Raw genomic sequence first — 22,505 nt, forward strand, 5'->3', positions numbered from 1 at the left:
GACCACGATGCGGTCATCGGGAAGGCCGTGGCCGCGGCCGACAAACGCGGTCGACTCGCCGCCGACGAGCTGGGCGCCGGTGCGTTCGGCGACCGCCGCGGAGTCAAGCGCGTGGTCGTAGTGCGTGTGTACCGGCATGACGGCTTCCAGTCGCCGCACGCCAACCCGGGCAAGGGCGGCATCGATGCGGGACGCCGCGGGCGCGATGCGGCGCAGTGCGACGGTCGACAGGCTCGGCCGGGAGAAGAAGCCGTCGGTCATCAGCGCCGACCTGCCGTCGTCGACCAGCAGGGTCGCGACGCCCAGCCATGTCACAGTCGGCGTCGATTCGGGGCCGGCCGCGGGCACGTCGAACCGGTCAGCGTAGTCGCGCAGGTCGGGACGGCCGAGCTTCAGGCGCATGCGTCCACACTACGAGCGGCCTATATCAGCGCCTATATCAACGGCGGACATGGTCAGGTATGGAATAGATTTGCCGAAGATCGACATGCTGGAAGGGGTTCCGATGATGCTGCACGGGGTATTGGCCAAGGCGGCGACGACTGTGGCCACCGGTGTCGTCGGGGTCGCCGCCTACGACGCATTACGCAGGGCCGTGAAGAAGCTTCCGGCGCACGAAGCCTCGGTGACCGCGGCCACCTGGGCGCTGCGCGGTGCCCGAAGGGCCGAGGAGGGTGCCGAGACCGCGCGGCTGAAGATCGCCGATGTAATGGCCGAGGCGCGTGAGCGCATCGGCGAGGAGGTTCCGCCGCCGGCGGTCGGTGAACCCGAACATTCCCACGATCTCTGACCGCCTGTGGCCGAGCCCACCGTGCTGTCCGACGCCGCCGGGCGAATGCGGTTACGCGTACCGTGGTGTCGCTCCGACGCCGTCCGAGCGGTCGCGATCGAAGACGCCGTCGACAAGGTTCCCGGTGTGCGCACCGTGCACGCTTACCCGCGCACCGCATCTGTGGTGGTGTGGTATTCGCCGCGACGATGCGACACCGCCGCGGTGCTTTCGGCAATCTCCATCGCGATGGAGACCTCGACCGCGTTGGTGCCGGCCCGAACGCCGCGGTCGGCCGATGTTCGCAACGCCGACGTGATTCGGATGGCGATCGGGGCGATAGCCTTGGCGTTGCTGGGAATACGACGCTATGGGTTCGCGCGGCCTCCGCTGCTCGGACCGACCAGCCGGCTCTTCGCCACCGGGGCGACAATCGTAACGGGCTATCCGTTCCTGCGCGGCGCGCTGCGGTCGCTGCGGGGCGGGAAACCCGCGGGCACCGACTTTCTGGTGTCGGCCGCGACCGTGGCAAGCCTGGTGCTGCGCGAGAACGTGGTCGCGCTCACGGTGCTCTGGCTGCTCAACATCGGTGAATACCTCCAGGATCTGACATTGCGCCGGACGCGGCGGGCCATTACCAACTTGCTGCAAGGTCAGCAGCACACCGCGTGGATTCGGCTGCCCGACGGCGCCGAGGTGCAGGTGGCGGCCAATTCATTGGGCATCGGTGACGATGTCGTGGTGCACGAGCAGGTCGCAATTCCCGTGGACGGCGACGTTGTCGACGGTGAGGCGATCATCGACCAATCCGCGATCACGGGCGAGACCTTGCCGGTGAGTGTCACTCCCGGCACGTCCGTGCATGCGGGATCCGTGGTCATCCGCGGACACGTTGTGGTGCACGCCCGCGCCGTGGGCCGCGAGACCACCATCGGGCGCATTGTCGCGAGGGTCGAGGAAGCGCAACAGCATCGTGCACCGATCCAGACCGTCGGGGAGAACTTCTCCCGGCGGTTCGTGCCCGCTTCGTTTCTGTTGTCCGCCGTGACGCTTGTGCTCACTGGCGACGTGCGCCGCGCGATGACGATGCTGCTGGTCGCCTGCCCCTGCGCGGTCGGCCTGGCCACACCGACGGCGATCAGCGCGGCGATCGGCAACGGCGCGCGCCGTGGCATCCTCATCAAGGGCGGATCCCACCTCGAAGAGGCCGGGCGCGTGGACGCCGTGGTGTTCGACAAGACCGGCACGCTCACCGTTGGCAGGCCCGTGGTTACGAATATCGTATCCTTCCAACAGGATTGGCAGCCCGAGCGGGTGTTGGCCTACGCGGCCAGTTCGGAGATCCACTCACGGCACCCGCTCGCCGAGGCGGTTATCCGGTCCACCGAGGAACGTCACATCGCGATTCCGCCGCACGAGGAATGCGAGGTCCTCGTCGGGCTTGGCATGCGGACCTGGGCTGACGGGCGCACGTTGCTGCTGGGCCGCCCGTCACTGCTGCTCCAGGAGAACGTCCAGGTCACGACTAAGGCGGCCGAATGGGTGCACCGGCTTCAGCAGCAAGCCGAGACGCCGCTGCTGCTGGCCGTGGACGGCACGCTCGTCGGACTGATCAGCCTGCGCGACGAGCTGAGGCCCGAATCGGTGGCGGTGCTCAAGGAGTTGCGGGCCAACGGGGTGCGGCGCGTGGTGATGCTGACCGGCGACCATCCGGACACGGCGCGCGCGGTCGCCGACGAACTCGGCATCACCGAATGGCGGGCCGAGGTGCTACCCGAGGAGAAGCTGGACGTGGTGCACGCGTTGCAACAGGAGGGGCATACCGTCGCGATGGTCGGCGACGGAGTAAACGACGCGCCCGCGCTCGCGGCCGCCGACATCGGCATCGCAATGGGACTCGGTGGCACCGATGTTGCCGTGGAGACCGCGGATGTCGCGCTGGCCAGCGACGACCTGCGTCGCCTGCTTGACGTGCGCGCCCTTGGCGGGCGCGCCGTGGACGTGATCCAGCAGAACTACGCGATGTCGATCGCGGTCAACGCGTTCGGGCTGCTGTTCGCGGCGGGCGGCGGGCTGTCGCCCGTGCTGGCCGCCGTCCTGCACAATGCTTCTTCGGTGGCGGTTGTCGCGAACAGTTCGAGGTTGATCGGCTATCAGCTCGCGACTGGAGCGCGCCGGTAACCGCATCCGCCGACGCCCGGCCGCTGGGCAACGCTACACAAACGGCGCCAGCTTCACGCCGTCGGCCACCAGGCGCTCACGTACCGCGGTGGCGATCTGCACCGCGCCGGGCGAATCACCATGAACGCACACCGATTCCACGCTGATCGGTATCGTCGATCCGTCGACGGCCACGACGCGCCCCGCGTTGACCATCGATGACACCCGATCGGCGATCTCGGCGATATCGTGCAGCACCGCGTTGCGCTCGCGCCGCGACACCAACTGCCCATCCGGGCGATACGCGCGATCGGCGAACGCTTCGGGAACGGTGCGCAAACCCAGTGCGGCGGCCTCTTCGAAGAACACCGAGCCCGCCAGTCCCAGCACGGGCAACCCGGCGTCCACCGCGTGCACCGCCTCGGCCACGGCGCTAGCCTGTCCGCGGTCGTTGACAATTGTGTTATACAGCGCGCCATGGGGTTTCACGTAGCACACGGCCGAGCCGGCGACGTGCGCGAGCGCCTGCAGGGCGCCGATCTGATACATCACGTCGGCGGTCAGGTCCTCGGGGGTGACGTCGATGTAGCGGCGGCCGAACCCGGCTAGGTCGCGGTAGCTCACCTGGGCGCCGATCCGAACCTCGCGCTCGGCGGCCGCCCGGCAGGTGCGCAGAAGGGTGGCCGGATCGCCGGCATGAAAACCGCAGGCGACATTCGCGCTGGTGACGATCTGCAGCATCGCCTCGTCGTCGCCGAGGCGCCACACCGCGAAGCTTTCCCCAAGATCGGCGTTCAGGTCGACGGCCGCCACGACCGCAAGCCTAAGCCGTCACAATCGATGTATGGTCACACGCGGCGATGTGCTCGTCACTGCAACGGAGCTGGCGCGGCGGCTAGACGCCGGCGAGCCGGTCACGATTCTCGACGTGCGCTGGCAGCTGACCGAGCCCGACGGGCGGGCCGCCTACCGGGAGCGCCACATACCGGGCGCGGTGTACGTCTCGCTCGAGGATGAGCTCGCCGATCACACCGTCGACGGGCGCGGGCGCCATCCATTGCCGTCCGGACGAAGTGTCGATGCGGCCGCTCGACGGTGGGGCGTCCGCCGGGGTGTGCCGGTGGTGGTCTACGACGACTGGAACCGAGCCGGTTCGGCGCGCGCCTGGTGGGTGCTGACCGCTGCGGGACTGCCCGACGTGCGCATTCTCGACGGAGGGCTGGGTGCATGGCTTGCTGCCGGTGGTGCCGTCGAGGCGGGGACGGTCACGCCCGCGCCCGGTGACGTGACGATCGGGAATGCTGATCTGTATGGCGGAGCCCGCGCCACTTTGACGGCCGCTGAAGCGGCCGCCGTGGGCACGTTGCTCGATGCGCGCGCACCCGAACGCTTCCGTGGCGACGTCGAAACCGTCGACCCGGTCGCCGGTCACATCCCGGGAGCCCGGAATGTCCCGAGCACCAGTGTGCTGGCCGACGATGGCACGTTCCTGAACGAGCGCGACCTAACGCGCATGCTCGATGAGCGAGGGGTGAAGGGCGCCGGGGATATCGGCGTCTATTGCGGATCAGGGATCACGGCGACCGTGACGCTCGCGGCGCTTGCCGCCGTCGGCGTTGACGCCGCGCTGTATCCCGGCTCGTGGTCGGAGTGGAGCTCTGACTCGTCGCGTCCGGTGGCCCGTGGGCCGGACCAACCGATGCGCTAACGTCACGAAACATGGCCAGGAGTCCGTCGCCGCGGCGACGGGCAACCCTGGCCTCATTGGCGGCCGAGCTCAAGGTGTCGCGCACCACCGTCTCGAATGCGTACAACCGGCCCGACCAGTTATCGGCGGATTTGCGCGAACGGGTGCTGGCCACCGCACAGCGGCTCGGGTATGCCGGCCCCGACCCGGTGGCGCGATCGCTGCGCACCCGCAAGGCCGGCGCGGTCGGGCTGGTGCTGACCGAGCCGCTGACGTATTCGATCAGCGACCCCGCCGCGCTGGATTTCGTTGCCGGCCTTGCCGAATCGTGCGAGGAGGCAGGCCAGGGCCTGCTGCTGGTGGCGGTCGGACCGGGTCGCACACTCGCCGAGGGATCCAACGCGGTGCTGTCGGCGGGCGTGGACGGCTTCGTGGTGTACTCGGTCGCCGACGACGACCCGTACCTGCAAGTGGTGCGGCAGCGCCGACTGCCGATCGTCGTGGTCGACCAACCCAAGGAAGTGCCGAACGCGTCCGGGGTCTACATCGAGGACCGCGCCGCCATGCGCGAACTCGCCGAGTACGTCATCGGGCTGGGCCACCGCGACATCGGCTTGCTGACAATGCGGCTGGGCCGTGAGCGCGTCGCCGATACGCCCGTCCTCGTCAGCCCCGAACGGTTGCGGTCCCCGCATTATCACGTGCAGCGCGAGCGCATCAACGGCGTCCACGAAGCTATGACGGCGGCCGGCATCGACCCCGTGTCGCTGACCGTCGTCGAAAGCTACGAGCACCTGCCGACCTCCGGCGGCGCGGCGGCCGCGGTGGCGCTGGCGGCCGACCCGCGGATCACCGCGCTGATGTGCACGGCCGACGTGCTGGCCCTTTCGGCGATGGACTATTTGCGGGCGCGCGGCATTTATGTACCGGGGCAGATGACGGTGACCGGCTTCGACGGCGTGCCCGAGGCGCTGCGCCGCGGATTGTCAACGGTCAGGCAGCCCAGTACGGAGAAGGGCAGGCGTGCCGGGCAGTTGCTGCACACTCCGCCCCGGACCGGCCTACCGGTCAACGACGTACTGGACACCGAACTCGTCCGCGGGCGCACCGCCGGCCCGCCCGGCTAGGAGCTACCGAGCAGTTGGCCGCAGCGCAGCAGGCCCAGATGGCTGTAGGCCTGCGGGTGGTTGCCAAGCGCGCGCTCGGCGACCGGATCGAATTCCTCGGAGAGCAGCCCCGTCGGACCGGCCGCGGTGACAAGCCGGTCGAACAGCGCCTCGGCCTGCGACCGCTGACCCGTCAGCAGGTACGCCTCCACCAACCAGGCCGCGCACAGATGGAAACCACCCTCGGTGCCTGGCAGCCCATCGTCGCGGTGGTAGCGGTATACGGTTGCCCCGCTGCGTAATTCGGCTTCAGTGGCGACGACGGTGGCGGCGAAGCGATCGTCGGAGGGGTCGATCAGGCCCGACAGCCCGATGTGCAGCGTCGCCGCGTCGAGGTCGATGCCGTCGTATGCCGCCGTGTAGGAGCGCACTTCATCGCTCCAGCCCTTGTCGCGTACCTGCGCCGAGATCACGTCACGCAGCGTCGCCCAACCCGGCGGTGCGGCCCGGCCGAACTCCGCGGCCAGCTTCACCGCGCGGTCCACCGTCACCCAGCACATCACCTTCGAGTAGACGTGGTGGCGCGGATTGCCGCGGATCTCCCAGATGCCGTGATCGGGCTCGACCCACCGGCTGGCCACCGCGAAAACCATGTCGCTGATCAGGTTCCAATCGGCGTCGGTCAACGGGTCGGCTGCCCCGTGCTGTTTGCGGCGATGTGTCAAGTCCCAAATCAGCTGCACCACAGGACCGAACACGTCCAGCTGCACCTGCGCACTGGCGGCGTTGCCGACGCGCACCGGACGCGAGCCGGCGTAGCCCGGCAGCGAATCGATGACGGCCTCGGGCGGCAGCTGCAAGCCCTTCAACGTATACAGCGGTTGCAGGCGCTCCGGCCCGTGCATCCTTTCGATCACCGCGTGTAACCAGCCCAGGTAGCCCTCGGCCTCGGCCGTCGACCCGAGCGATACCAGCGCCGACGCGGTCAGCGCGGCGTCGCGGATCCAGCAGAACCGGTAATCCCAATTGCGCACGCCGCCGATCTCCTCGGGCAGCGAGGTGGTACCCGCGGCCATGATGGCCCCGGTGTCCGCGTGCACCAAACCCCGCAGCGTCAGCGCCGACCGCTTCATCAAGCCCGGTTTGCGCGACGGCAGGTTGAGTCGGTCCACCCAGGACCGCCAATGACTCTCGGCCCGTCTGCGGCGCGAGTCCTCGTCCACCGGACTCTCACTCAAATCCTCGGTGCCACAGCGTAATTCGAGTGTCACGGGACCGGATGACGGGTCGATCACCGCATATGCGGTCTCATGGATACCATCGGTGACGACATCCCAGTGCACGCCCGGTGCCCGCAACACCATCGGCTCGTTGGTCGCAAAGACCTGGATCCCTTCATCGGTGACCTCCAGACGCACTGGCGCCTGCGCGAATTCGGGTCGGGGCGCGAATGTCACGACGGCCTTCGCTTCGCCGCTGATCACCCGGATCAGGTCGGTGCGGCCCGGGCCGACATCGTGGGACAGATAGTCGGTAACCATCAGGCTGGCCCAGCTGGTTTCGACGGTCATCGTGCCGTCGACGTAGCGCTGGCTCAGCGGCAACGCATCACGCTGCGGGCCCACCGCGAAGTGACCGGCCTCCTCGCCGGCGAGCAGCCGGGAGAACACCGCCGCCGAATCGCCGTACGGGTGGCACATCCACACCAGGTCGGCCTCCGGAGTGAGCAACGCGACCGTGCGGGAGTTCGACAACATCGTCAACCGCTCGATCGGGGTGGCGAACCCGCCCAGCAGCCAGGTACGGCGCTCCTCGAGGATGTACGCCAACGCCTCGGCCACCTGCGCGGGCGACTCCACGCGGTAGTCCGCCAGCGTCTCGCCCGGACCGACCTTGATGCCGATGTCCGGGCCGTGCAACCGGCGGAACGCCTTCTCGTCGGTGACGTCATCGCCGATGAACACCGCCGCCGACGCGCCCTCCCGGTGCCGCAGGATGTCAAGCGCCTGCCCCTTGTCGGTCGAGATCACCGCAAACTCCAGCACCGCCTTGCCCTCGGTGATCTGGGCGTCCCACGACTGCGCGGCGCTGTGTGCCTTCTCCAGCGCGGTCTGTGCGTCGTCGGGTGTGGCGTTGCGAACGTGCAGCGCGACGCTGGCAGGCTTGAGTTCGATCGTCACGCCCGGGTACTCGGCGGCGATCGCCGACAACGCGTCCTTGATCGTGCGCAACAGCGCCTTCGCTGCGTCGTCGACGGCATGCACGAAACCGGCGTCGAACTCCGAGCCGTGGCTGCCGACCAGGTGCACCTCGGCGGGCATCCGCGACAGCGTGGCCAGGTCACGCAGTGCCCGGCCGGAGATCAGGGCGGACGTCGTCGACGGCAGCCCGGCCAGCGCGCGCAACGCCGTCGCCGACTCAGGCAGCGGGCGGGCATCGTCGGGGCGATCAACTATCGGTGCGATGGTGCCGTCGAAATCGGCGGCAACGAGCAGCCGGGGCACCCGCGCGACACTGGTCAGTGCGCGCCGCAGCTCGCGCGGTAAGTCTTGCGCACTCACCAAGACCTCGGGACGAACGGGAAGAGGGACGACCCTTAGATCTTAGGGTGCTCCTCGTCGCCAATCAGAAGCCGCACGGCAAGGTCGAGTCGCTTGCTTACGTCGGTCGCCGAGGCGCGCCGGGTCAGCCACGCGAGCAGGTTGGACAGCCAAACATCCGAGATCACGCGGGCAATATGGTATTGGTCCTCGGTGGGCTCGCCGTCGCTCATCGCGCGCGCGAACATGGTGTCCATCAGCTTGCCGACGTGATCAACCTCACCGGCCGCGGACGCGTCGGCGAACACGAAAGCCCGCGTCATCGCCTCGGTGAGCAACGGGTTGCGCTGCATCGCGCGGTTCAGCCGGCTGATCATCTGATGCAGCCGCTCGTATGGCGTACCGGCCGACAGCGCCGTCCGGTCCGTCTTGGCCTCGATCCGCTCGAACTCGCGCCCCAGCGCCGATACCAGCAAATGCACCTTGGACGGGAAGTAGCGGTACAGCGTGCCTACCGCGACGTCGGCCCGTTCGGCCACCGCGCGCATCTGGACGGCCTCGTAGCCACCCTTAGAGGCAATAGCAAGTGTGGCGTCAAGGATCCGTTTGCGACGCTCCCGTTGGGCCTCTGAACCCAATTCCGATTCAGCTAAAGCGGCCACCGTGAGCACCCGTGGCTGGCTGGATTCGGCTGCCGAACCTTGATTGGCGTGCGCTGGCGTTGACATGCGGCGAGCGACCCCCTCTGTTGGTGTTGCTGCCCAAAACGATACGCATGCCGGCCGGCAATTTGTCACCTCCGCGCGGTCCGGGACTGGACGTGTGCTGCTGTAATGGGCGCCGATTAGACTATCGGTACGAATTCTATTAGAACACGTTCTAGTGAGTGGTACGTAGTGTTCCGCTAACCCGAGGAGGGATGGTGTCGTCGACCATCACCGAAGAGCAGTCGGCCGCGCGGGACCTGGTGCGGGCATGGATTTCGGGTTCCGGGCCCGGGACAGGCTCCGGTGCGATCGCCGCGACCCGCGCGGTCGAGCAGGGTGACCTCGACGCGTGGCGCAAGCCGTACCACGGGCTGGCGGAGCTGGGCCTGTTCGGAGTCGCGGTGCCGGAGTCGCGCGGCGGCGCCGGCGGCCGCGTCGACGATCTGTGCGCGATGCTCGAGGAGGCCGCGCGTGGCCTGGTGCCCGGCCCGGTGATGACCACCGCGCTCGCGACCGTGCTGTTGAGTTCTTCGGGCGAGGAAGCCGACGGTGCACTGGAGGCGCTGATGTCGGGGTCGCGCACCGCCGGTGTCGCGTTGGCCGCCGACCTGCGGTACGACGCCGGCTCGGGTCGGGTCTCCGGCACCGCGCCGCTGGTGCTCGGCGGCGGGTCCGACGAGTACGTGGTCGCGGCGGCGGACGGGACGTGGCTGCTGCTCGACGGCGCACACCCGGGTGTGACGGTCGAACCGCTGCTGGCCACCGATTTCTCCCGCCCGCTGGCGCGGGTGAGCGTGACCGGGGCCCCCGCGGTGGCGTTGTCGGTGCCCGGCGATCGGGTGCGAGACCTGGCCGCAACGTTGGCCGCCGCGGAGGCCGCGGGTGTCGCGCGCTGGGCGCTGGACACCGCGACCGAGTACGCGAAGGTGCGCGAGCAGTTCGGCCGGCCGATCGGCAGCTTTCAGGCGGTCAAACACATCTGCGCGAACATGCTGTGCCGGTCCGAGGAGGCCGACGCCGCCGCGGCCGATGCCGCCCACGCCGTGGCCGACGACGATCAACTGTCGATCGCCGCGGCGGTCGCCGCGGCGATCGGCATCGACGCCGCGGTGGCCAACACCAAGGACTGCATCCAGGTCCTCGGCGGCATCGGCTACACCTGGGAACACGACGCGCATCTGTACATGCGACGCGCGTACGCGATCAAGAAATGGCTGGGCGGCGCGCCCCGCTGGCGGCGCCGCGCGCTGGGGCTGACCCGGCGGGGAGTGCGCCGCACGTTGCGTGTCGACGTCGGAGCCGAGGCCGACAAGCGGGCGGAGATCGCGGCGACGGTGGCCGAGATCGCGAAGTTGCCCGAGTCGGGGCGCCAGGCGGCGCTGGCCGACGCCGGGCTGCAGGCGCCGCACTGGCCGCCGCCGTATGGACGCGACGCGTCGCCGGCGCTGCAGCTGATCATCGACGAGGAGCTGGCCGCCGCGGGGGTGCGGCGCCCCGATCTGTCGATCGGGTGGTGGGCGACGCCGCCGATTCTCGAGCGCGGAACACCCGAGCAGATCGAACGCTTCGTTCCACCGACCCTGCGCGGGGAGATCCACTGGTGCCAGTTGTTCAGCGAACCCGGCGCCGGATCCGACCTCGCCGCACTGCGCACCAAAGCCGTTCGCGGAGAGGGCGGTTGGGTGCTCAACGGGCAGAAGGTGTGGACTTCGGCCGCCCGCAAGGCGGATTGGGGAATCTGCCTGGCCCGCACCGATCCGCGGGCGCCCAAGCATGAGGGCATCACCTACTTTCTGGTCGACATGAAATCGCCAGGAGTGGAAATCCGTCCGCTGCGCGACATCACCGGCAACGCGTTGTTCAACGAGGTCTTCCTCGACGATGTATTCGTGCCCGACGAGTTGGTGGTCGGCGAGCCCGGCGAGGGTTGGCGGTTGGCCCGCACCACGCTGGCCAACGAACGCGTCGCGATGGCGCACGGTAACGCGCTCGGCGCCGAGATGGAGACCCTGCTGAAGCTGATCGACGGGGTCGAACTCGATGTGGCGGAACAGGATCGGATCGGTTGGCTGATCGCCGAGGCACAGACCGGCGCGGTGCTTGATCAGAAGATCGCGCAACTCGCCGTCGGCGGGCAGGACCCGGGTCCGCAGTCCAGCGTGCGCAAGCTGATCGGTGTGCGCTACCGCCAGGCGGCCGCCGAGGCGGTGATGGACTTCAGCGCCGACGGCGGCATCGTCGCAAACCACGAGGTGAGCACATTCCTGAACTACCGGTGCCTTTCGATCGCCGGCGGCACCGAGCAGATCCTGTTGACGCTGGCGGCCGAGCGGCTGCTGGGGTTACCCCGCGCATAGCGACGCTCGGCGCTCGAGCTGTGCCGAGCGTGACGCCAGCGTCGCGTTCGGGATCTGGTGGGACGCCAGCGTCACGTTCGGCGCGAAGCTAGGTGAACGTGGTCTGCGAGCAGGTGCTCGGCGACGTGATGTTCACGCCGCTGTAGACGACTTGAATCTCGGCGCAGGCGATGACGTCGGCGTCGAGCATCGGCTGACCGGTCTGCAAGTTGGTCGGCTGGATCTGGCCGCTGATGAAGTACTTCTCCGGCGGGCCACCGCCGAAATAGATCGTGGTGATCTCACGCTTGCCGCCCGCCTTGAAGACGCGGGTGTTCTGGGCGACCACCTGGGTCTCCAAGTAGTTCAGGCGATTTGACGATCGCAGCGTGGTGGTCTGGCGGGCCCATAGGTCGCCGGGGAAGCCTTCGATGTCGTCGCCCGCGCGCCGCTGGGCCTGAACCGTGTAGTAGCACTGTTTGTCGGCCAGGGGGCAGTTGAGCGTGACGTGCACTTCCAAATTGGTGCCGTCCGGCAGCGGGAACGACGAGTCGCCGTTGTTCGCGGCGGCCGACGACACCGCCGGTGCGCCGAGTGCGGCGCCGACCAGCACCGCCGCGCAGACCTTGGCCAACCGCGTCATGTCAGCTCCCCTCGGTGCGCGAAATGGTAGCCCGGGCGTTATTCGTCGTAGGTGACTTCGACGGAATCCGATCGGGGGCGGGACTGGCAGCCCAGGATCAAGCCCTCGTCCAGGTCGGACTGTTCGAGGACATCGTTATTCTCCATCTCGATCTCACCGCTCTTCTTGAGCACCGCGCACGCCCCGCAGTGACCCTCTCGGCACGAGAACGGCGCATCGAGACCCTTGTCGAGCAGCAGGTCGAGAAGCTTGGCGTTGCGGGGCCAGCGCAACTCGTGGCGTTGTCCGTCGAGTGTGACGATCGCGGTGGCCGGGGGTTCGTCGGATTCGTCCGCTTCGACAACGACGGCGGCGAACGGGTCGGTCTCCAGCGATTTGAACACCTCGATGTGCACCCGCTCCTTCGGCACACCGGCGTTGTCCAGCGCGGTCTCGGCGGCGTCCATGAACGGCCCCGGCCCGCAGATGTAGGCGTCGTGGCTGGTGTAGGGCGCGACTAGACCGGTCAATGCGGCAACGCTCGGCAGGCCCTGGACCGACTCAAGCCAGTGGATGATCGTCAGCCGATCCGGGTACTTCGCGGCCAGGTCACGGAGCAGACCGCCGAAGATTACGGAGTTCTCGTCGCGGTTGGCATAGACCAACACGATCTTGCCGCCGCCCTCGGATAAGGCTGACTTGCAGATCGACATCATCGGCGTGATGCCGCTGCCGCCGGCCAACAGCAGGAAGTCGGCGTCCAGCGTCGGGGGAACGAACACTCCCGACGGGGCCAACACGTGCAGCTTCATGCCGGGATGGGCGTGGTCGCACAGCCAGTTGGACGCGTAGCCGCCGTCGGTCCGCTTGACGGTGACGGCCATCGCGTCGTCGGTGAACGGGGAGCTGCACAGCGAATAGCACCGCGCGACCGAGCCGGTGCGGTCGCTCGGGATTCGCAGGGTCAGGAATTGCCCGGGCGCATACCGCAGCTTTTCGGGCGGGCCGCCGGGCACCTTGAACACGAGCGAGCGCGCGTCGTCGGTCTCGGCGACGACGTCGGCGACCTGTAGCTCGAGCACATGGGTGCCGAGCGGCTCGTCGGTCACGACTCTCCTTCCGGCTACAACTAGAACAGGTTACAGAAATCTACTTCCGCGGGTCTACCTGCTGCAGGAATGGGCGGCTCGACTTAAATCGTAACGTGTTCTAATCTTGCGACTGAGCCACACTTCGAAGGGGATGCCGTGACGTCCATTCAACAACGTGACGCCCAATCCGTCTTAGCCGCCATCGACGATCTGCTGCCCAAGTTTCGGCAGCGGGCCCAGGAGACCGAGGACCTGCGGCGGCTACCCGACGCGACCGTGAGCGAACTGCAGGAGATCGGCTTCTTCCGGTTGCTGCAGCCCGAGCAGTGGGGCGGCCTGCAGTGTGACCCGACGCTGTTCTACGAGGCCGCCCGTCGGCTGGCCAGCGCCTGCGGGTCCACCGGCTGGGTGGGCTCGATCGTCGGAGTGCACAACTGGCATCTGGCGCTGTTCGACCAGAAGGCCCAGGAGGAGGTCTGGGGCGAAGACACCGACGTGCGGATCTCGTCGTCGTACGCCCCGATGGGTGCGGGTGAGGTCGTCGACGGCGGCTACCGGGTCAACGGATCGTGGAACTGGTCGTCGGGATGCGACCACGCCACGTGGACGTTCGTCGGCGGACCGGTGATCAAGGACGGCCGGCCGGTGGACTTCGGCAGCTTCCTGATCCCGCGCACCCAGTACGAGATCGACGACGTGTGGCACGTCGTCGGGCTGCGTGGCACCGGCAGCAACACCCTGGTGGTCAAGGACGTCTTCGTGCCGCGGCACCGGTTCCTGTCGTACAAGTCGATGAACGACCACACCGCCGGTGGGCTGAAGACCAACACCGCGCCGGTCTACAAGATGCCGTGGGGGACCGTGCACCCCACCACAATCTCGGCGCCGATCGTCGGGATGGCCTTCGGCGCCTACGACGCGCACGTCGAGCATCAGGGCAAGCGAGTGCGTGCCGCATTCGCCGGCGAGAAGGCCAAGGAGGACCCGTTCGCGAAGGTTCGCATTGCCGAGGCCGCCAGCGACATCGACGCGGCCTGGCGCCAGCTGATCGGCAACGTCGGCGACGAATACGCGCTGCTGTCGGCCGGCAAGGAGATCCCGTTCGAGCTCCGCGCCCGCGCCCGCCGCGACCAGGTGCGCGCCACCGGCCGCGCCATCGCGTCGATTGACCGGCTGTTCGAGGCGTCCGGTGCCACCGCGCTGGCCAATAGCGCTCCGATCCAACGGTTCTGGCGCGATGCGCACGCCGGCCGGGTGCACGCCGCGAACGACCCCGAACGGGCGTATCTGATCTTTGGAAACCACGAGTTCGGGCTGCCGCCCGGCGACACGATGGTGTGATGATGACGGCCACCGAGGAGCTGACGTTCGAGTCAACCTCGCGCTTCGTCGAGGTGCCGGTCGGCGGGGAGCCGCTGAGGCTGCACTACCACGAGGCCGGGGTCGGGCACGACCAGACCATCGTGCTGCTGCACGGCGGCGGGCCGGGCGCATCAAGCTGGTCGAACTTCGCGCGCAATATCGCGGTGCTGGCTCAGCACTTCCACGTGCTGGCGGTCGACCAGCCCGGCTACGGCCTTTCCGACAAGCGCACCGAGCACGAGCAGTACAACGCCTACAGCGCAACGGCTTTGACGGGCCTCTTCGATCGGCTCGGCCTGGACCGGGCGGCGCTGATAGGCAACTCGCTGGGCGGCGGCACCGCGGTGCGGTTCGCGCTCGACAACCCCGCCCGGGCGGGGCGGCTGGTGCTGATGGGTCCCGGCGGGCTCAGCGTGAACCTGTTTTCGCCGGACCCAACCGAGGGCGTCAAGCTGCTGACGAAGTTCTCGTTCCAGCCCACGCGGGAGAACCTCGAGTCGTTCCTGCGGATCATGGTGTTCGACCAGAAGCTGATCACACCCGAACTCGTCGACGAGCGCTTCGCGCTGGCGAGCACGCCGGAGTCGCTGGCCGCGACCCGGGCGATGGGGAAGTCGTTCTCCGGCGCCGACTTCGAGCTCGGCATGATGTGGCGCGAGGCGTACCAGCTGCGGCAGCGGGTACTGCTGATCTGGGGCCGCGAGGACCGGGTCAATCCGCTCGACGGCGCGCTGGTGGCGCTCAAGACGATCCCGCGGGCGCAGCTGCACGTATTCGGTCAGTGCGGCCACTGGGCGCAGCTGGAGAAGTTCGACGAATTCAACAAGCTCACCATCGATTTCCTGGGAGGTGCGTGATGGGTATTCGATCGCTGGGCTATCTGCGCATCGAGGCCACCGACATGCCCGCCTGGCGTGAGTACGGGCTCAAGGTGCTCGGCATGGTCGAGGGTCACGGCAGCGGCCCGGCCAGCCCAGAAGGTGCGTTGTACCTGCGGATGGACGACTTTCCGGCCCGGTTGGTTATCGTGCCGGGCCAACATGACCGGCTGCGTGAAACCGGCTGGGAATGCGCGAACGCCGAAGGGCTGCAGGAGATCAGGGACCGCCTCGAGGTCGAGGGCGTGCCGTACAAGGACGCTACCCAGGCCGAGCTGGCGGACCGGCGCGTGGACGAGATGATCCGATTCTCCGACCCGTCGGGCAACTGCCTGGAGGTGTTCCACGGCGCGGCGCTCGAACACCGTCGCGTGGTCAGCCCGTACGGGCACAGGTTCGTCACCGGCGAGCAGGGCCTGGGCCATGTCGTGCTGTCGACCCGCGACGATGCCGAGGCGCTGCACTTCTACCGTGACGTGCTCGGGTTCAAGCTGCGCGACTCGATGCGGATGCCGCCGCAGCTGGTCGGCCGGCCCGCCGACGGCCCGCCCGCGTGGCTGCGGTTCTTCGGTTGCAACCCGCGCCATCACAGCCTGGCGTTCCTGCCGATGCCCACGCCGAGCGGCATCGTGCACCTGATGGTCGAGGTGGAGAAGTCCGACGACGTCGGGCTGTGCCTGGACCGGGCGCTGCGCCGCAAGGTGCCGATGTCCGCAACGCTGGGCCGGCACGTCAACGACTTGATGCTGTCGTTCTACATGAAGACGCCCGGCGGCTTTGACGTCGAATTCGGGTGTGAGGGCCGCCAGGTCGACGACCACGACTGGATCGCTCGGGAGAGCACCGCGGTAAGCCTTTGGGGTCACGACTTTTCGGTCGGCACTCGTCATCAGCAATGACCTCGCCGCCGATCGACCCGCGCACGTTCCGCAGCGTGCTTGGCCAGTTCTGCACCGGCATCACGGTCATTACGACGGTGCACGAGGACGCTCCGGTGGGGTTCGCGTGCCAGTCGTTCGCCGCCTTGTCATTGGAACCGCCACTGGTGCTGTTCTGCCCGACGAAGGTGTCGAGGTCATGGCAGGCGATCGCGGCCAGCGGAAAGTTCTGCGTCAACGTGCTGACCGAGAAGCAGCGGGACGTTTCGGCACGGTTCGGGTCGAAAGAAGCCGACAAGTTCGGCGGAATCGATTGGGAGCTTTCGCCGTTGGGCTCGCCGGTCATCCTCGGCTCGCTGGCGCACATCGACTGCACGGTCACCGCGGTGCACGACGGCGGCGACCACTACGTGGTGTTTGGCGCGGTGGAGTCACTTTCGGAGGTGCCGAAGGTCAAGCCGAGGCCGCTGCTGTTCTACCGCGGCCAGTACACCGGCATCGAGCCGGACAAGACCACGCCGGCGCAGTGGCGCGACGACCTAGAGGCGTTTTTGACCGCCACCACGCCCGACACCTGGCTGTAGTCGCATTCAGGACCTTCGCGTCCGAAGCCATTACTTGCGCAGCCAGCGTCCGATGCGGCGCAGCGCCTCCTCGATATCCGACCTCGGGCCGGCGAACGACAGCCGTACGTAGGAACCACCGCGCAGGGTATCGAAGTCGATGCCGGGCGCGATCGCAACGCCGGTGTCGGCCAACAGCTTTGAGCAGAATGACAGTGAGTCCGTGGTGAAGTCGGACACGTCGGCATACACGTAGAACGCGCCGTCAGTGGGCGCCAGCCGGCCGATCCCGATCTCGGGTAGGCCGGTGAGCAGCAACTCCCGGTTCCCGGCGTAATAGTGGAGGTGGCCGTCGGCCTCGGCGATCGACTCGGGCGTGAACGCCGCGACGGCGGCGAACTGAGACAGGGCGGGCGGGCAGATCGTGAAGTTTCCGGTCAGGCAGTCGACCGCGCGGCGCAGCACCGGCGGCACCAGCAGCCAACCCAGCCGCCACCCGGTCATGGCGAAGTACTTCGAGAAGCTGTTGACAACCACCGCTTCCCGCGACGTTTCCCACGCACAACTGGTGGCCGGTGCGCCCGGATAGACCAGCCCGTGGTACACCTCATCGCTGATCAACTGGACCCCGGTGTCGGCGCACCAGGACGCGATCGCGGTGAGCTCGGCGGGCGGGATCACGGTTCCGGTCGGGTTCGCCGGGCTCGCGACGACGACTCCCCGTGGCGGCGGGTCGAGCGCGGCGAGCATCTGGGCGGTCGGCTGGAAGCGTGTCTCGGGACCGCAGGGTACGTCGACGACCTGGCAGCCCAGTGCGGTAAGGATATTGCGGTAGCAGGGATATCCGGGACTGGTGACCACGACACGGTCGCCGACGTCAAAGCAGGCGAGGAACGCGAGCAGAAATCCACCCGACGAGCCGGTGGTGATGACCACGTCGTCCGGCTCGACGGCCACGCCGTGGCGGCTCATGTAGGTTGTTGCGATTGCCGAGCGCAGCTCGGGAATGCCGAGCGCAACGGTGTAGCCCAACGAGGTGCTGTCGAGGGCCGTCTTGGCGGCCGCGCGCACCGGTGCGGGCGCTCCGGCGCCCGGTTGGCCGGCCGACAGGTTCACCAGATCGCCGTGGCTGCGCTGACGCTCCGCGGCCGCGAGCCAGACGTCCATCACGTAAAAGGGCGGGACTCCCGCGCGCAGCGCTACCCGATCGCTCACGCGTTGTTATTCAACACTTCGTCTTCCAGCCGGCGAAGGTGATCGCGCGGCGGGCCCAGCAGCTGTGCGCTGCCGTGCGCGCGTTTGAAGTACAGCTGCATGTCGTGTTCCCAGGTGATCGCGATGCCGCCGTGGATCTGGATGCCCTCGGCGGCCACCGCGGAGAACGCCTCGGTGGCGGCGACCCGCGCCAGCGCGGCCGTTGTCGGGTTCGGGTCGGCGATCGCGTCCCATACCAGCGCCCGGGCGGACTGGACCGCGACATACAGGTCCGCCATCCGGTGCTTGAGTGCTTGGAAGCTGCCGATCGGCCTGCCGAACTGCACCCGGCTCTTGGCGTAGTCGACCGTCAGTTCCAGGCATCGACCGGCCGCACCCACCTGTTCGGCGGCCAGCAGGAGCGCCGCGCGGTCGGCGAGGCCGGGATCGGCCGCCAGTGGCTCGGTCCGCTGCGCCGCGACGCGGGCGAGCCGACGGGTGGGATCCATGGTGCCGACGCGCTCCGCGGTGACCTTCGTCCAGTGCACCAGCCGATCGCCCTCGACCGCGACGACGACATCCGCGATGTCTCCGTTGACCACGTAGCCGGGATCGAACACCACCGCACCGATGGACGTGCCCTCCGCGAGCCGACCCAAGGCGTCGGCGTCGGGTTCGTCCGCGGCCAGCAACGCCAGCTCCGCCAGCGTGGTACCCAGCAGCGGCGTCGGCACCAGGCCTCGGCCGAGCTCCTCCAGAACGGTTGCGGCGTCGGCGAATTCACCGCCCGCGCCGCCGAGTTGCTCGGGCACCACCAGCGCGGCCGCGCCGACTTGGTCGCAGAGTAGCTTCCACAGCGACTCGTCGTATCCGGCGGCCGACTCCATCGCCTCGCGCACCGCGGCGGGGCCGGCATGCTTGGCGACTAGCGCCCGCACCGTCTCGGCCAGCAGTTTTCGTTCGTCACTCATGGTGCTACTCACAGTGCCGCTAAGACTCGGCGCCGGTGCGCGACCGGATCGCCCCACGCCGAATACAGCGCCTGCACGCGCAGCAACCACAGCGACAGATCGTATTCGGCGGTGAAACCGATTGCGCCGTGGGTTTGCAACCCCGACCGGGCCGCCAGCAGCGCGGCCTCGCTCGCGGCGGCCTTCGCCGCGCTGACGTCTCGGGCGATGTCGGGCGAGTCGTCCGCCAGCGACAACGCCGCCCCGTAGACCAGCGGGCGGGCCAGGTCCACCGCGATGTGCACGTCGGCGAGTTTGTGCTTGATCGCCTGATATGACCCGATCGGACGACCAAACTGGTTGCGCTGCTTGGCATATTCCACCGATGCATCGAGCAGCGCCTGACCCGCGCCGACCAGTTGCGCGGCGGTGGCCAGCGCACCGAACTGGTAGGCGCGCTGCGCATCAGCGGCCCAGCTTTCACCGGTCGCCGTCACGTCGAACAGCGTCCGGCTCGGATCCACCGACGCGTGCGGCTGTCCGGCCGTCGCTTCGCTGACGGACCCTTCGCGGGCCAGCAGCACCAGCCCGGCGGCATCGGCGTCGACGGCACGCGGCATGTCCGGCGGCATCGCCGCGGTGGCGACCAGCCCCCCGCCGGCCAGCGCCTCGGAGCGTTCATCGTCTTTCAGCAGCACCGGAGCCACCGCGATGGACTCGGCGACGGGTCCCGGCACGCACCATCTCCCGAGTCGCTCCAGCGCGACGACCAGGTCCACCGGGTGGGCGTCAAGCCCGCCGAATCGCTCCGCTACCGCGAGCGCGGTGACGCCGAGGTCGGCCAGCGTCGCCCACACCTTACGGCCGGGCGCGCTGTCGCCGGCTGCCCATGCCCGCACCGCCGATGGCACGTCGGCGGCACCGAGCGCCGCGTCGATGCTGGCGGCGAAATCGCGCTGCTGCGCGTCCAGCGCGAACCTCATTTCGCCTTGTCCCGGGGCAGGCCGAGTAGCCGCTCGGCGATGATGTTGCGTTGGATCTCGTTGGTTCCCGCGTATATTGGGCCGCCCAATGCGAACAGCAGCCCGTCGGTCCAGTGGTTGGCGAGTTCGGCATCTGCGCGGCCAATGTCCAGCGCCGTCTGATGGATGGCCACATCGAGGTCCGACCAGAACACCTTGGTCACCGACGACTCCGCGCCCAGCTCACCGCCCTCGGCGAGCCGGGTTACCGTGCCGAAGGTGTGCAGCCGGTAGGCCTGCGCCCTGATCCACGCGTCGGCCACCCGGTCGGCGATGGCGGCGTCCCGGTTGGTTTTCCATGCCTGGACCAGGCGTTCGGCCGGTGCGAGGAAGCGCGCCGGGCTGCGCAACGACATGCCCCGCTCGTTGCTCGACGTGCTCATCGCTGCCCGCCAGCCGTCGTGCACGCCGCCGATCACGTCGTTGTCGGGCACGAACACGTTGTCGAGGAAGATCTCGCCGAAGCCGGTGTCACCGCCGAGCTGCCCGATCGGACGAACAGTGACGCCTTCGGCCCTGAGGTCGAACATGAAGTAGGTCAGGCCCCGGTGGCGTTCGGCCTGTGGATCGGAGCGGAACAACCCAAAGGCTTTGTCGCCGAACGGTGCTCGTGAGCTCCAGATCTTTTGACCGGCGAGCAGCCAGCCGCCGTCGGTCTGCGTCGCGGTGGACCTCAGTGCAGCCAAGTCGCTACCGGCCTCGGGCTCCGACCACGCCTGCGCCCAGATCTCCGCCCCGCTGGCCATCTTGGGCAGGACGCGGTCAAGCTGCTCCTCGGTACCGTGCGCGAACAGTGTCGGCGCCAGCATGGAAGTGCCGTTGGCGCTGGCCCTGCCGGGAGCGCCGGCGCGGAAGTACTCCTCCTCGAACACCACCCACTGCAGCAGCGTGGCGTCGCGGCCGCCGTAGCGTTGCGGCCAGGTGATCACCGACAGCCCGGCGTCGTACAGGATGCGATCCCATCGCCGGTGTTGCGCAAAGCCTTCGGCCGTGTCATAGGACTTCGTCGGGAAGGAGTGGGTGTTGGCCGCGAGGAACTCGCGAACCTCGGCCTGCAGCGCCAAGGTAGCGTCGTCGAGCGTCAGGTCCATTCAGGTGCTTTCTCGTAAGAGTGGTTTGACCACTTTGCCGCCTGGATTGCGCGGCAGCACGTCGACGAACTCCACCGAGCGCGGCGTCTTGAAGTTCGCTAAATGCTTTCGCGCATAACTAATCACCGTCTGCTCGTCGAGGCCCGACTCCGGCCGTCGCACCACGAAGGCCTTACCGACCTCGCCGAGCCGCCCGTCGGGCACGCCGATCACCGCGACGTCGGCGACACCGTCCAGGCGACTCAGCGCCTGCTCGATCTCGGCCGGATAGACGTTGAACCCGCCGCAGATGTACATGTCCTTGAGCCGGTCGGTGATGCGCAGATTGCCGGCCTCGTCGAGGGTGCCGATGTCGCCGGTGTGCAGCCAGCCGTCGGCGTCGATCGCTTCGGCGGTCGCCGTCGGGTCGTCAAGGTAGCCGAGCATCACGCATGGCCCGCGAAGCAGCACCTCCCCGGCTCCGTCGTCGTCCGGGTTGTCGATGCGCAGTTCAAAGTCGGCGATCGGTCGTCCGCACGTGGTGGCCACGGTCACCGCGTCGTCTTCCGGCCGGCACATCGTGCCGAACCCGCCGCCCTCGGTCAGGCCATAGGCGGTGAGCACGATGTCGATGTCGAGCTCGGATTGCATGCGCTCGATGAGCACCACCGGCACGATCGCCGCGCCCGTGACGGCGAACCGCAGTGAACTCAGGTCGTAGGCGCCGCGGTTGGGATGGTCGAGCAGGGTTTGATAAATCGTCGGCGGCCCTGGCAGCACGGTAATGCGGTGCTCCTGCACCGCCCGCAGCGCCTGCTCGGGGTCGAACGTCAACTGCGGGATCAGCGTCGCACCGGTCTGCAGGCAGGCCAGGATCCCGGCCTTGTAGCCGAAGTTGTGGAAGAACGGATTGATGCACAGATACCGGTCGTCGCTGGTGATCTTGCCGCAGGCCGCCCACGCGGCGGGGCCATGAAGCGACTGCCGATGCGTACACAGCACGCCTTTGCTGCGCCCGGTGGTGCCCGACGTGAACAAGATGTCGCTGACATCGTCCGGCTGGACCGCCGCCGCCCGCGCGTCGGCCGCGTCGGTGTCGCTGCCGCGCGCAACGAAGTCGTCCCATGGCAGGTCGGCCGTTTCGTTCCTTTCGAGAGGCACCCGGACGATGTGCCGGAGCGCCGGCAGGGCGGCGCGATCGAGGTCGGCCACCTTGTCGGCGCCGAGAAACTCTCCCATCGCCACCAGCAGCGGTGCGCCGGTGCGGGCCAGGATGTCGGTGGCCTCGCCGGCGGTATATCGAGTGTTCAGCGGAACCACCGCGGCGCCGGCGCAGTGGGTGGCCAGGCAGGCCACCATCCAGTGCCAGCTGTTCGGCGACCAGAGCGCGACCCGATCGCCACGGCGAACGCCGAGGTCAATCATCGCGGCGGCGGCCCGACGCACCTCGTCGCGCAGCTGACTGAAGGTCAGGCGCTTGTCGTCGGTGACCAGCGCATCGTGGTGGGGAAGTTGACGGGAAATCCGGTCCAGCACCGCGGGCACGGTGCGGGGATCGCTCGTCATCGAT

General features: G+C 68.3%; 19 protein-coding genes and 1 pseudogene. 9 read left to right on the forward strand and 11 right to left on the reverse strand.

The window, feature by feature from the left end; genetic code table 11:
- Nucleotides 1-402, reverse strand: a pseudogene (locus VE759_RS11285) (MBL fold metallo-hydrolase); the annotation flags it as partial.
- A 103-nt stretch (nt 403-505) separates the two neighbouring features.
- Here VE759_RS11285 and VE759_RS11290 point away from each other — a divergent pair.
- Both VE759_RS11290 and VE759_RS11295 read left to right on the forward strand, forming a co-directional pair.
- Nucleotides 506-790 (forward strand): DUF1490 family protein, encoded by a 285-nt coding sequence (locus tag VE759_RS11290; RefSeq protein WP_324931936.1) that lies wholly within the window; start codon nt 506-508, stop codon nt 788-790.
- Nucleotides 791-835: 45 nt separating this feature from the next.
- Nucleotides 836-2,950: a cation-translocating P-type ATPase gene (locus VE759_RS11295; protein WP_324931939.1), complete on the forward strand. Its 2,115-nt coding sequence runs from the start codon at nt 836-838 to the stop codon at nt 2,948-2,950.
- A gap of 33 nt (nt 2,951-2,983) precedes the next feature.
- Here the strand turns inward: VE759_RS11295 and VE759_RS11300 are convergent, their stop codons facing one another.
- Complete coding sequence (locus tag VE759_RS11300; RefSeq protein ID WP_324931863.1) at nt 2,984-3,742, reverse strand: 5-oxoprolinase subunit PxpA; 759 nt, start codon at nt 3,740-3,742, stop codon at nt 2,984-2,986.
- A 31-nt stretch (nt 3,743-3,773) separates the two neighbouring features.
- Between VE759_RS11300 and VE759_RS11305 the strand changes: the two genes are divergently transcribed.
- Both VE759_RS11305 and VE759_RS11310 read left to right on the forward strand, forming a co-directional pair.
- Nucleotides 3,774-4,637, forward strand: coding sequence for a sulfurtransferase (locus VE759_RS11305; protein ID WP_324931866.1), 864 nt, complete (start codon nt 3,774-3,776; stop codon nt 4,635-4,637).
- Nucleotides 4,638-4,648: 11 nt separating this feature from the next.
- Nucleotides 4,649-5,743, forward strand: a complete 1,095-nt coding sequence (locus tag VE759_RS11310; protein ID WP_324931869.1) for a LacI family DNA-binding transcriptional regulator — start codon at nt 4,649-4,651, stop codon at nt 5,741-5,743.
- On the opposite strand, the gene otsB is transcribed toward VE759_RS11310, so the two are convergent.
- Both otsB and kstR read right to left on the reverse strand, forming a co-directional pair.
- Nucleotides 5,740-8,283 (reverse strand): trehalose-phosphatase, encoded by a 2,544-nt coding sequence (gene otsB / locus VE759_RS11315; protein WP_324931872.1) that lies wholly within the window; start codon nt 8,281-8,283, stop codon nt 5,740-5,742. The two genes, VE759_RS11310 and otsB, sit on opposite strands and share 4 nt — an antisense overlap.
- A 35-nt stretch (nt 8,284-8,318) precedes the next feature.
- Nucleotides 8,319-8,924: a cholesterol catabolism transcriptional regulator KstR gene (kstR, locus tag VE759_RS11320; protein WP_324931875.1), complete on the reverse strand. Its 606-nt coding sequence runs from the start codon at nt 8,922-8,924 to the stop codon at nt 8,319-8,321.
- A gap of 257 nt (nt 8,925-9,181) precedes the next feature.
- On the opposite strand from kstR, the gene VE759_RS11325 reads away from it, so the two are divergent.
- The gene (locus VE759_RS11325; protein ID WP_414687889.1) at nt 9,182-11,326 is read left to right on the forward strand and encodes an acyl-CoA dehydrogenase family protein; all 2,145 of its coding nucleotides are present in this window, start codon (nt 9,182-9,184) and stop codon (nt 11,324-11,326) included.
- An 88-nt stretch (nt 11,327-11,414) separates the two neighbouring features.
- Here the strand turns inward: VE759_RS11325 and VE759_RS11330 are convergent, their stop codons facing one another.
- Together VE759_RS11330 and VE759_RS11335 are read right to left on the reverse strand one after the other, a co-directional pair.
- On the reverse strand, nt 11,415-11,948 hold the full coding sequence (locus tag VE759_RS11330; protein ID WP_324931881.1) for a hypothetical protein: 534 nt from the start codon (nt 11,946-11,948) through the stop codon (nt 11,415-11,417).
- A gap of 38 nt (nt 11,949-11,986) precedes the next feature.
- Nucleotides 11,987-13,036 carry a ferredoxin--NADP reductase gene (locus VE759_RS11335; RefSeq protein ID WP_324931884.1) on the reverse strand — a complete coding sequence of 350 codons (1,050 nt, stop codon included), beginning with the start codon at nt 13,034-13,036 and terminating at the stop codon, nt 11,987-11,989.
- A gap of 138 nt (nt 13,037-13,174) precedes the next feature.
- On the opposite strand from VE759_RS11335, the gene hsaA reads away from it, so the two are divergent.
- From hsaA to hsaB, 4 genes are read left to right on the forward strand one after another with little or no spacing between them, the layout of a single operon-like run.
- Nucleotides 13,175-14,359, forward strand: a complete 1,185-nt coding sequence (hsaA, locus tag VE759_RS11340) for a 3-hydroxy-9,10-secoandrosta-1,3,5(10)-triene-9,17-dione monooxygenase oxygenase subunit (protein ID WP_324931887.1) — start codon at nt 13,175-13,177, stop codon at nt 14,357-14,359.
- A 2-nt stretch (nt 14,360-14,361) separates the two neighbouring features.
- Nucleotides 14,362-15,237 (forward strand): 4,5:9,10-diseco-3-hydroxy-5,9,17-trioxoandrosta-1(10),2-diene-4-oate hydrolase, encoded by an 876-nt coding sequence (gene hsaD / locus VE759_RS11345; RefSeq protein WP_324931890.1) that lies wholly within the window; start codon nt 14,362-14,364, stop codon nt 15,235-15,237.
- The gene (hsaC, locus tag VE759_RS11350) at nt 15,237-16,157 is read left to right on the forward strand and encodes an iron-dependent extradiol dioxygenase HsaC (protein WP_324931893.1); all 921 of its coding nucleotides are present in this window, start codon (nt 15,237-15,239) and stop codon (nt 16,155-16,157) included. The genes hsaD and hsaC overlap by 1 nt, the downstream gene beginning before the upstream one ends.
- Nucleotides 16,154-16,720 (forward strand): 3-hydroxy-9,10-secoandrosta-1,3,5(10)-triene-9,17-dione monooxygenase reductase subunit, encoded by a 567-nt coding sequence (gene hsaB / locus VE759_RS11355; RefSeq protein ID WP_324931896.1) that lies wholly within the window; start codon nt 16,154-16,156, stop codon nt 16,718-16,720. The genes hsaC and hsaB overlap by 4 nt, the downstream gene beginning before the upstream one ends.
- 30 nt (nt 16,721-16,750) lie before the next feature.
- Here the strand turns inward: hsaB and VE759_RS11360 are convergent, their stop codons facing one another.
- From VE759_RS11360 to fadD3, 5 genes are read right to left on the reverse strand one after another with little or no spacing between them, the layout of a single operon-like run.
- Nucleotides 16,751-17,914 (reverse strand): pyridoxal phosphate-dependent aminotransferase, encoded by a 1,164-nt coding sequence (locus VE759_RS11360; RefSeq protein ID WP_324931899.1) that lies wholly within the window; start codon nt 17,912-17,914, stop codon nt 16,751-16,753.
- On the reverse strand, nt 17,911-18,864 hold the full coding sequence (locus tag VE759_RS11365) for an acyl-CoA dehydrogenase family protein (protein ID WP_324931902.1): 954 nt from the start codon (nt 18,862-18,864) through the stop codon (nt 17,911-17,913). The genes VE759_RS11360 and VE759_RS11365 overlap by 4 nt, the downstream gene beginning before the upstream one ends.
- 8 nt (nt 18,865-18,872) lie before the next feature.
- On the reverse strand, nt 18,873-19,826 hold the full coding sequence (locus tag VE759_RS11370; protein ID WP_324931905.1) for an acyl-CoA dehydrogenase family protein: 954 nt from the start codon (nt 19,824-19,826) through the stop codon (nt 18,873-18,875).
- Nucleotides 19,823-20,956, reverse strand: coding sequence for an acyl-CoA dehydrogenase family protein (locus tag VE759_RS11375; protein ID WP_324931908.1), 1,134 nt, complete (start codon nt 20,954-20,956; stop codon nt 19,823-19,825). The genes VE759_RS11370 and VE759_RS11375 overlap by 4 nt, the downstream gene beginning before the upstream one ends.
- Complete coding sequence (gene fadD3 / locus VE759_RS11380) at nt 20,957-22,501, reverse strand: 3-((3aS,4S,7aS)-7a-methyl-1,5-dioxo-octahydro-1H-inden-4-yl)propanoate--CoA ligase FadD3 (protein ID WP_324931911.1); 1,545 nt, start codon at nt 22,499-22,501, stop codon at nt 20,957-20,959.
- Nucleotides 22,502-22,505: the final 4 nt, after the last annotated feature.

The sequence above is a fragment of the Mycobacterium sp. genome, assembly GCF_035640695.1.
Lineage (GTDB): Bacteria > Actinomycetota > Actinomycetes > Mycobacteriales > Mycobacteriaceae > Mycobacterium.